The organism is Candidatus Sulfotelmatobacter sp., assembly GCA_035498555.1.
GTDB lineage: Bacteria > Eisenbacteria > RBG-16-71-46 > RBG-16-71-46 > RBG-16-71-46 > DATKAB01.
Map to the genome: position 1 here is coordinate 1 of DATKAB010000072.1, position 9547 is coordinate 9547.

The window sequence follows — 9547 nt, forward strand, 5'->3', positions numbered from 1 at the left end:
ATGATAGGGCGCGGGCGCTCGGGCGGCAAAATCGCGGGCGCTCAGCCCCGGTGCCGGACTATCGCCGCCCGCTCGGCCGCACCGTCAGCACCGGACAGCTCACGCGATGGCGCAGCGCCGAGACCGTCGAGCCGTAGAACAAATCGCCGATCGGCCCGTGGCCGTGCGAGCCGGTGAGCAGCAGATCCACTCCGAGCGCGTTGGTCATGCGCGCCAGCTCGGTCTTGGCGTCGCCAAAGCCGAGCAGCACGCTCACCGTCACGCCGCGCGCGCGCAGGGAATCGGCATGCGCCTCGAGCGCCGCCTGGTCCTCGCGGCTCTCGAGGTCCGACGCCTGCTCGCCGAGGTAGCGGCTCGCGGCGCTCTCGGCAACGTGGAGCAGCACGATTTCACCGCTCGCCGGCAGCGGCAAGTGGCGAACGTAGTCGAGCACGGTCTCGTCAGTCGGGCCCAGCTCGAGCGCGACCGCGATGCGCCGCCAGCGCGCATCCGGGCCGGCGGTGACCGCGAGTGTCCCCGCCGCGGTCGCACCGGCGCCGACCGGCGCACCTGGCACCGCCCCGGCCACCGACGGGACTCCGGCCAGCGCGCTGCGACCGAACGCCGGCATCCAACGCGCGAGCCACGGCGTCAGCACCACCATCGCGAGCAGAGCGGCAACCGCGACTGCCGAGCCGGCGATGAGCGCGCCCGCCCAGGGCGGGACTCCGGCCGCGAGCCATCCCGAGATCTCGTCCACCACCAGCTTGGCGTTGAGCAGCAGGATTCCCACCGCGCTCAGCACCGCGAGCGCAGACACCCAGCTCGGATTCACGAACTCGCCCATCTTGCGCCGGTCGCTGGTGAAGGTGATGAGCGGCACGACCGCGAAGGAGAGCTGGAGGCTCAGCACCACCTGCGAAAGCACCAGCAATTCGTCCACTCCCCGTCCGCCACGCCACAGGATCACGATCGCCGCCGGAATGATCGCGAGCCCGCGGCTGATCAGACGGCGCAACCACGGCCGGATGCGAATGCGCAGGAAGCCCTCCATCACGATTTGACCCGCGAGAGTTCCGGTGATGGTGCTCGACTGGCCCGAGCACAGCAGCGCGATCGCAAACACGACCGAGGCCAGCGAAGTGCCGAGCAACGGCGCCAGCAGCCGATGGGCCTCTTCCAGGCTCGAGACACCCTGATGCCCGGTGCGGTGGAAGGCCGCGCCCGCCAGGATCAGGATCGCGGCGTTGACGAAGAACGCGGCGTTCAACGCCACCACCGAATCGACGAGATTGAGCCGGCAGGCTTCGCGCTTTCCCGCGACCGACTCTTCGACCGCGCGGCTCTGCACCAGCGCGCTGTGGAGGTAGAGGTTGTGAGGCATCACGGTGGCGCCGAGGATTCCCATCGCGATGTAGAGCGAATCGCCCGACAACCCGAGCATGCTGGGCCGGCCCGTGGCGTCGTGCCCGAACAGGCTGGGCGCGCCGGAAGCATCGCGGGGGATGAAGCCGGCGAGGATCGCGCTGACATCGGGCCGCGACAGCAGCATTTCGATCGCGAAGCATCCGCCGATCGTCGCCACCAGGACGATGATCAGCGCCTCGAGGCGCCGCATGCCGAGCCGCGAGAGCGCCAGCAACAGCAGCACGTCCAGCGCGGTGATCATCACGCCCCAGAACAGCGGAACGCGGAACAGCAGGTGGAGCCCGATCGCAGCGCCCAGCACTTCGGCGAGATCACAGGCCACGATCGCGATCTCGCACAGCAGCCACAAGGGCATCGTCAGGAACGACGGATAGAAATCGCGGCAGGCCTGCGCCAGATCCTTGCCGGTCACCACGCCGAGCCGCGCGGAAAGAGTCTGCAGCAGCACGGCGAGACCGTTGCTCATCAGCAGCACCCAGATCAGCTGGTAGCCGAAGCGCGCGCCGCCGGCGAGATCGGTGGCCCAGTTGCCGGGATCCATGTAGCCGACGCTCACCAGATAAGCCGGTCCCGCGAACGCGAACATTCGACGCACCCAGTTGGCGCCGTCGGGAAGCGGGACGGAGCGATGCACCTCCGCGAGGGAACGAGATTCGTGAGCGCTGTTCACGACGCTCTCCTCGCCGGCTGGATCAGGATGCCGGCCAGGCCTTCGCTGCCGACCGACAGACGGCGGCGGCCGACTTCGATCTCGAACACGTCGTCGTCGAGCCGCGCCGAGCGCATGCGCACCCGGGCGCCGGGCACCAGCCCGGCTGCCCGCCAGCGCGCCATGCGGCGGCGGTCGTCGTCCTGGATCTCGCGCACGATCGCCGACCGACCGACCGGCAGGCGCGCCAGGGGCTGCAGGCGGCGCCGGCGCAACCGACCCGAGGCGTCGGGAATCGGGTGGCCGTGCGGATCTTCGCGAGGATGACGCATCAGCCGATCGATCGCGCGCAGCACGCGCTCGCTGACGTGGTGTTCGAGAATCTCGGCGTCTTCGTGCACCTCGCTCCAATCGAGCCCCAGCACCCGCACCAGAAACGTCTCGAGGATGCGATGCCGGCGCACGATGCGCAGCGCCTCGCGCTCTCCCCGCGCCGAGAGCCACGCGCCTTCGCGCGCCCTGTGGCGCACCAGCCGCTCGCCGGCGAGCCGGCGCAGCATGTTGGTGACCGACGGTGCCGCCACGCCGAGTTGCGCGGCGAGGCGCGACGTCGAGATCGCCGGCTCGGTTCGGCCGAGCCGGTAGAGCGCCTTCAGGTAATCCTGGCGCGATCGCGAGAGCGCCGCGCGCCGGCTCACCATCGCCAGGTCCCTCCCGCGCCGACGAACCAGGGCGAATCCCCGCCGCCCACCCCGGTGCCCGCGCTGGCGTCCACCAGGAAGTACTTGCCGACCGGAACCGTCCCCCCGGCGTCGAGCACGTTCTGGGGAGACGACTGCTGCGAAGCCACCACGTACCATTCGGCGAACGCGTCGAGTTTGCGGAGCGGAGCAAAACCGAGCGACAGAGAAGCGCCGGTGGTCCACTCGCGTTCGCCCGTCTCGTCGTCGTTGCCGAGAAGCACGTTCGCGCTCGCGTCGAGAATTCCGAAATCGTGCTCGGCGGCGAGCGTGGCGTTGTAGCCCGCGCCGCTGCTCTTGAACGCCTTGGATCCGCTCGGCAAGTCGACGTCGGCGATCAGACCGAGCCGGGGAGCCGGGCCTCGCCCTTCGGACAGCAAGAACTTGGCACCGAATCCCGCGTCACCGAACCCGCTGTCGAGACGCGGGCCGGGCTCCCCTCTCAGCCACGAGGGGATCTCGCCTCGCAGCTCCATGCGCTGGGCGATCCCCCATCTCAGGACGGCGAGCCCGTACGAGTCTCGTCTGTCGCTGGCGGTGTGCTCCTGCGCCCAGCCCATCTCGATCTGCGCCGCGTGCACGGGAACCGGGTCGGGACCGTTGGTGAAGTCGGGCCGATCCGCCTGGATGCCCTCGTCCTGCGCGTGCGCGGACACCGCGGCCAGCGCGAATGCGCACGCGGGCGCGAAAGCAAGAAAGGATCTCGAGCGCAGATTCATTTCTGACCGGCCCCCGACCGAGGTGAAGGACCACAACCCTAATTAGCCTAGACTAATTATCGACTTTGTCGAGGCTAATTTCCAGCGGCATTCCCGGCCGGCGGCCGAAGCCGCGCAAGCGAGCGGCGGCCGACCCGATCGGGCGAATCGGAGCCGCGGATCGCGAGTTCCCGGCCCTCCGGCAGACCGGGGAGCGGCCTTGGTGCGAGGGTCCCGATTCGGCTAATCTCCGCCGGCTTTTTCCGCCCCCGGAGAACCCGCCGCATGCCTCAAATGACCATGGTGCAGGCGATTCAGGACGCGCTGCGGCTCGCGCTGCGCGAGGATCCCCGCGTCATGATCCTGGGCGAGGACGTCGGCAAGAACGGCGGCGTGTTCCGGGTCACCGAGGGCCTGCAGGCCGAGTTCGGCGAAGCGCGGGTCGCGGACACCCCGCTCGCCGAGAACGGCATCGTGGGCGCCGCCATCGGCCTCGCGCTCTACGGCATGCGTCCGATCGCCGAGATCCAGTTCGTGGACTTCATCTACCCGGCGTTCGACCAGATCGTCTCCGAGCTGGCCAAGATGCGCTGGCGCTCGGCCGGACAGTATTCGTGCCCGGTGATCGTGCGCGCGCCCTACGGCGGCGGCATCAAGGGCGGCCTTTATCACTCGCAGAGCCCCGAGGCCTACTTCTGCCACACGGCGGGACTCAAGGTGGTGATCCCCTCGACCCCAGCCGACGCCAAGGGCCTGCTGCTCGCCGCCCTGCAGGGCGAAGATCCGGTGATCTTCCTCGAGCCCAAGCGACTCTATCGAAGCGTCAAGGAGGAGGTCGCGGAAGGCGCATTCACCACGCCGCTCTCCAGGGCGCGAAAGGTCCGCGAAGGCGAAAACGTCACGCTGGTGGCCTACGGGGCGATGGTGCCGGTGGCGATGGAGGCCGCGGAGCGTGCCCAGGAACGCGGCTGGTCGGTCGAGGTGCTCGATCTGCGCACGCTGCTGCCGCTCGACAGCGAAGCGCTGCTCGAGAGCGTGCGGCGCACGGGCCGCGCCGTGATCCTGCACGAGGCGCCGCGTACCTGCGGCTACGGCGCCGAGCTGGTGGCCCAGATCGCCGAGCAGGCGCTGACTTCGCTGCAGGCGCCGGTGCTGCGCGTGACCGGTTACGATACGCCGTTCCCCTACACGCTCGAACACTCGTATCTGCCCGACGCGCCGCGCGTGATGCGCGCGCTCGAGCACGTGATGAGCTATTGAGGACGCGATGCCATTCGACGTGAAGCTGCCCGACATTGGCGAAGGAATCGCCGAGGGCGAGATCGTGCGCTGGATGGTCGCGGTGGGTGAGGCGGTGAGGGAGGATCAGCCGCTGGTCGAGGTGATGACCGACAAGGCCACGGTCGAGATTCCTTCGCCGCGCACCGGCACGATCGCAGCGCTCCACGCCGAGGCGGGGAGCGTCGTTCCAGTTGGAAGCGTGATCGTGAGCATCGCGGTCGCGGGCGAGGCGGCGGCCGGCGCGTCGGCCGTGCCGGCAGCAGCGAGCAGCGGTGTCCACGCGGCCGCCGCCGCGGTCGCGACCCCGGTGGTCGGCGCGCCGGCCAGCGCGCCCGCCGGCCGCGTTCAGGCGACGCCGGCAGTGCGGCAGCTGGCGAAGCAGCTCGGCGTGGCGCTCGAGCATCTCGCGGGCTCGGGCCCGGGCGGCGCGATCACCGCCGAGGACGTGAAGCGCGCGAGCGGCCCCGCCGGGACCGACGCGCCCCGCGCGGCCGTGTCGCCGGCGCCCGGCACCGCACCCGCCGAACAGCGCGTGCCGCTGCGCGGGCTGCGCCGGCGGATCGCCGAGCACATGAAACATTCGCTCGAGGTCACGGCACCCTTCACCTTCGTCGCCGAGTGTGATTTCACGGCGCTCGCCGCGCATCGCGCGAAGCTCAAGCCGCGCGCCGAAGCGCAGGGCATCAAGCTCACCTACCTGGCCTACGTCGCGAAGTCTCTGGGGCCAACGCTCAAGGAGTTCCCGCTGCTCAATGCCAGCCTCGATGACGAGCGCCAGGAGATCGTGCTCAAGTCGCAGCTCAATCTCGGCATCGCCACCGCGACCGAGGAAGGGCTGATGGTGCCGGTGCTGCACGACGCCGGCCGCTTCGGCCTGCTGAGTCTGGCGCGCGAGATCGATCGGCTGGCACAATCGGCGCGCGCCCATCACATCCGCCTGGAAGAGCTGCAGGGTGGCACGTTCACCGTGACGAGCACCGGCGCTCATGGCGGCGTGCTGGCGACACCCATTCTTCATCACCCGCAGGTCGCGATTCTCGGCGTTCACGAAGTCCGGAAGCGTCCGGCGGTCGTGGACGACAGAATAGTGATTCGCGATCTGGGCAATCTCTCACTGTCGCTCGATCATCGCGTGGTGGACGGCGCGGTTGGCGCCGACTTCCTCTACGCACTGATCGAGCGGCTCGAAAGACCGGACACCTGGCTGACGGAAGGAGAGCTCGGATGATCGCCCCCCGCAAGACTCGTCTGGCATTCGTGACGTCCATTTCCGCGCTGGCGCTGGTCGCCGCGTCACGCTTCGCGCTTTCCGCCGCATTGCCGGCGCCACCGCCGACGCGCATGGAAGTGGTGCGCGACACGCTCCACGGCACGGTGATCGCCGATCCCTATCGCTGGCTCGAGAGCAAGGACGCGCCCGAGACGCGCGCCTGGATCGCGGCGCAAACGGCCTATTACCACCAGGTGATGGACCCGGTGCCGGGGCGCGACGCACTGCGCGCGCGGTTGGCGCAACTGCTCAAGACCGACGACATCGGGGCCGTCACCGAGAGCGGCGGCCGGCTCTTCTATCTCAAGCGCTCCGCGGACCAGGACCAGCGCATCCTCTACACCCGCAGGGGTCCGGACGGGCCCGAGGAAGTGCTGCTCGATCCGCAACCGCTGAGCCCCGATCACAGCGTGTCGGTGCGGCTGATCAGCGTGTCGGATGACGGCGGGCTCGCCGTCATCGGCATTCAGAAGGGCGGCGAAGACGAGTTCACGCCCGGCCTGCTGGATGTCGCGACCAAGAAGCTGCGCGAGGACAAGCTGCCCAAGGCGCGCTATTTCGGCATCGATCTCACCACCGACCTGAAGACCATCTACTACTCGAAGTACACGAGCGATGGTCCGCGGGTCTACCGGCACGCGGTCGGTTCGGATCCGGCGAACGACGAGTTGATCTTCGGGAAAGATCTGGGGCCGGGCATGATCGCCGGCGCCCGGATCTCCGACGACGGCAACTGGATGCTCATCCAGGTCTCCCACGGCTCGGCCGCCGACAAGGTCGAGCTGTACGTGAAGAACCTCAAGAGCAACGGCCCGATTCTGACCATCGTCAACGATCTGACCGCGCGCTTCGATGGCGAGATCGGCGGCAACACGCTGTTCGTGCGCACCAACTGGAACGCGCCCAATGATCGGATCCTGGCGATCGATCTCGCGAATCCCGGGCGCGACAAGTGGCGCGAGATCATCAAGGAAGGCCACTACCCGATCGACAGCTGGACTCTCGCGGGTGGCCGATTGATCGTGAATTATCTCGTGAACGTGATGTCGCAGACCATCCTTTACGACCCGGATGGCAAGCTGCTGGGCCCGATCCCCCTCGGTGACAACGGCACCGTCGGCGGCCTGGAAGGCCACTGGCGCGGCCCGGACGCCTACGTCAACTTCCAGTCCTTCAACGTGCCGCCGCGCATCCAGCGGGTCGCGGTCAAGAACAACGGCGTCACGCTGTGGTGGAAGCAGACCATTCCGTTCAACGGCGACGATTACGAGGTGCGCCAGGTCTGGTACCCGTCCAAGGACGGCACCAAGATTCCGATGTTCGTGTTCGCGAAGAAGGGACTGAAGCTCGACGGAAACAACCCCTGCTATCTCACGGGCTACGGCGGGTTCACCGTCAGTGAAGTCCCGCGCTTCTCCACCAATGCCGCGCTGTGGGTCGAGAACGGCGGCGTGTGGGCGCTGCCCAACCTCCGCGGCGGCTCGGAGTTCGGCGAGGCCTGGCACAAGGCCGGCATGCTGGCCAACAAGCAGAACGTGTTCGACGACTTCATCGCCGCGGCCCAGTATCTGATCGGCAAGAAATACACGTCGAGCGATCGGCTGGCGATCGCGGGCGGCAGCAACGGCGGGCTGCTGGTGGGCGCAGCGCTGACGCAGCACCCCGAGCTCTATCGCGCGGTGGTGTGCTCGGTGCCACTGCTCGACATGCTGCGCTACCAGAACTTCCTGGTGGCGCGCTTCTGGGTGCCCGAGTACGGCTCGAGCGAGGACGCCGAGCAGTTCAAGTACATCTACGCGTACTCGCCGTATCATCACGTGAAGGTCGGCGAGAAGTATCCGGCGGTGCTGCTGGTGAGCGGCGACTCCGACACGCGCGTGGATCCGCTGCATGCTCGGAAGATGACGGCGCTGCTGCAGGCCTCGACGGGCTCGGACAAGCCGGTGATTCTTCACTACGACACCAAGTCGGGGCATTCGGGCGGCAAGGCAGTGAGCCAGCAGGTCGAGGACGACGCCGACGTGATGCAGTTCCTGTTCTGGCAGCTCGGCATGACGCCGAACTCCGCCACGCAGCAGACGCCGGCCTCGACCGTGGGGAGTGCGCGTTGAGCGCCTCGACTGCCGGCATCGAGAGCGCCAGCGCCATGCGGCGTGTGCTCGACGCCGACGGGCGTCTGGTGGGCGCGGCGCCCGAGATTCCGGCCGACGATCTGCGGCGCATGTTCCGGCACATGGTGCTGATGCGCACGCTCGATCAGCGCATGCTGTCGCTCCAGCGCCAGGGACGCATCGGCTTCTACGGCACCGCCAGCGGCCAGGAAGCGGCGGTGGTGGGCTCGGCCTACCCATTGCGCGCGACCGACTGGGTCTTTCACGCGCTGCGCGAGACCGGCGTGTGTCTGTGGCGTGGAACGTCCATCAAGCAGATCGTGTGTCAGCTGATCGGGAACTCGGGCGACGTGCTGATCGGGCGTCAGATGCCGATGCACTTCAGTGATCGCGCGGTGCGCTCGGTGGCCTGGTCGAGTGTGATCGGCACGCAGCTTCCGCAGGCGATGGGAGCGGCGTGGGCCGCGAAGCTACAGCAGAAGGACGACGTCGTGATCGGCTACATCGGCGACGGCGGGACATCCTCCGGAGATTTCCATGCCGCGCTGAATTTTGCGGCGGTGTTCAAGGTGCCGGCGGTGTTCTTCTGCCAGAACAACCAGTGGGCGATCTCGGTGCCCCTTTCGCAGCAGACGCGCTCCCAGAGCCTGGCGATCAAGGCCGTGGCCTACGGCATGCCGGGAATTCAGGCGGACGGGAACGATCTGCTCGCCGTGATCTCGGCAACGCGCGAGGCGGTGGATCGCGCGCGCCGCGGCGAGGGGCCGACGTTCGTCGAGGCGGTCACGTTTCGAATGGGCGGGCACTCGTCGAGCGACGATCCCACGCGCTATCGCGAGCGCGAGCTGGTGGCGGAATGGGAGCGGCGCGATCCGGTGCAGAGATTGCGGCTCCACCTGTCGGGTGCCGGGCTGCTCAAGGACGGCGACGAGGCCGGCTGGATCGAAGCAATCAACGCCGAGATCTCGCAGGCCATCAGCGAGGCCGAAGCGATGCCGCCGCCCGGGATCGAGACCATGTTCGCCGACGTCTACCGCGACATGCCGCGGAGTCTCGAGGAGCAGATGCGCTACGCGGTGGCGATGGGCGAAGGCACGAAATTCGAGGGCGCGTTTCCGCTCTAGTCAGAGCGCAGGCACGCGGCGGCGAGTCCACGGTTGAAAATCTGAGACTTCCCTGCCGCGCCCACCATCCGCTCGACGCCGAGCGGCGGCTGGGCGCCGCCTTCATGGATGGGAGGCGAGCGGCCGTGCAGGAAGCCCGCGCGAGTCGACCGTTCGAGGGGCCTGCCGTCAGCTCCTGAAGCGCGACTACTTCGAAGCCGGCGGCAGCTTGAGCGTCGTACCGGACTTCACCTTCTCCGACACGAGATCGTTCGCCATCATGATGGC

Annotated in this window: 7 protein-coding genes; 4 read left to right on the forward strand and 3 right to left on the reverse strand. The window is 68.4% G+C overall.

What is annotated here, in order from left to right:
- Window positions 1–58: 58 nt before the first annotated feature.
- The 3 genes from VMJ70_06390 to VMJ70_06400 are packed head-to-tail and all read right to left on the reverse strand — an operon-like array spanning window position 59 to window position 3515.
- Window positions 59–2077, reverse strand: coding sequence for an Nramp family divalent metal transporter (locus VMJ70_06390; GenBank protein ID HTO90744.1), 2019 nt, complete (start codon window positions 2075–2077; stop codon window positions 59–61).
- Window positions 2074–2757, reverse strand: coding sequence for a metal-dependent transcriptional regulator (locus tag VMJ70_06395; protein ID HTO90745.1), 684 nt, complete (start codon window positions 2755–2757; stop codon window positions 2074–2076). The genes VMJ70_06390 and VMJ70_06395 overlap by 4 nt, the downstream gene beginning before the upstream one ends.
- On the reverse strand, window positions 2751–3515 hold the full coding sequence (locus tag VMJ70_06400; protein ID HTO90746.1) for a transporter: 765 nt from the start codon (window positions 3513–3515) through the stop codon (window positions 2751–2753). The genes VMJ70_06395 and VMJ70_06400 overlap by 7 nt, the downstream gene beginning before the upstream one ends.
- A 264-nt stretch (window positions 3516–3779) precedes the next feature.
- Between VMJ70_06400 and VMJ70_06405 the strand changes: the two genes are divergently transcribed.
- From VMJ70_06405 to VMJ70_06420, 4 genes are read left to right on the forward strand one after another with little or no spacing between them, the layout of a single operon-like run.
- Complete coding sequence (locus VMJ70_06405) at window positions 3780–4754, forward strand: alpha-ketoacid dehydrogenase subunit beta (protein HTO90747.1); 975 nt, start codon at window positions 3780–3782, stop codon at window positions 4752–4754.
- Between the two features lie 7 nt (window positions 4755–4761).
- A complete protein-coding gene (locus VMJ70_06410; protein HTO90748.1) occupies window positions 4762–6003 on the forward strand; it encodes a dihydrolipoamide acetyltransferase family protein in 1242 nt (413 codons plus the stop codon).
- The gene (locus tag VMJ70_06415) at window positions 6000–8156 is read left to right on the forward strand and encodes a prolyl oligopeptidase family serine peptidase (protein HTO90749.1); all 2157 of its coding nucleotides are present in this window, start codon (window positions 6000–6002) and stop codon (window positions 8154–8156) included. Before VMJ70_06410 ends, VMJ70_06415 begins: the two co-directional genes overlap by 4 nt.
- Entirely contained in the window at window positions 8153–9280 is a 1128-nt protein-coding gene (locus tag VMJ70_06420) for a thiamine pyrophosphate-dependent dehydrogenase E1 component subunit alpha (GenBank protein HTO90750.1), read from the forward strand. Before VMJ70_06415 ends, VMJ70_06420 begins: the two co-directional genes overlap by 4 nt.
- Window positions 9281–9547: the final 267 nt, after the last annotated feature.

Bases quoted from the DNA above. Each gene is read 5' to 3' on its own strand.
- VMJ70_06395 (HTO90745.1), bottom strand. From the start codon at position 2,757: ATGGTGAGCCGGCGCGCGGCGCTCTCGCGATCGCGCCAGGATTACCTG.
- VMJ70_06400 (HTO90746.1), bottom strand. From the start codon at position 3,515: ATGAATCTGCGCTCGAGATCCTTTCTTGCTTTCGCGCCCGCGTGCGCA.
- VMJ70_06405 (HTO90747.1), top strand. From the start codon at position 3,780: ATGCCTCAAATGACCATGGTGCAGGCGATTCAGGACGCGCTGCGGCTC.
- VMJ70_06410 (HTO90748.1), top strand. From the start codon at position 4,762: ATGCCATTCGACGTGAAGCTGCCCGACATTGGCGAAGGAATCGCCGAG.
- VMJ70_06415 (HTO90749.1), top strand. From the start codon at position 6,000: ATGATCGCCCCCCGCAAGACTCGTCTGGCATTCGTGACGTCCATTTCC.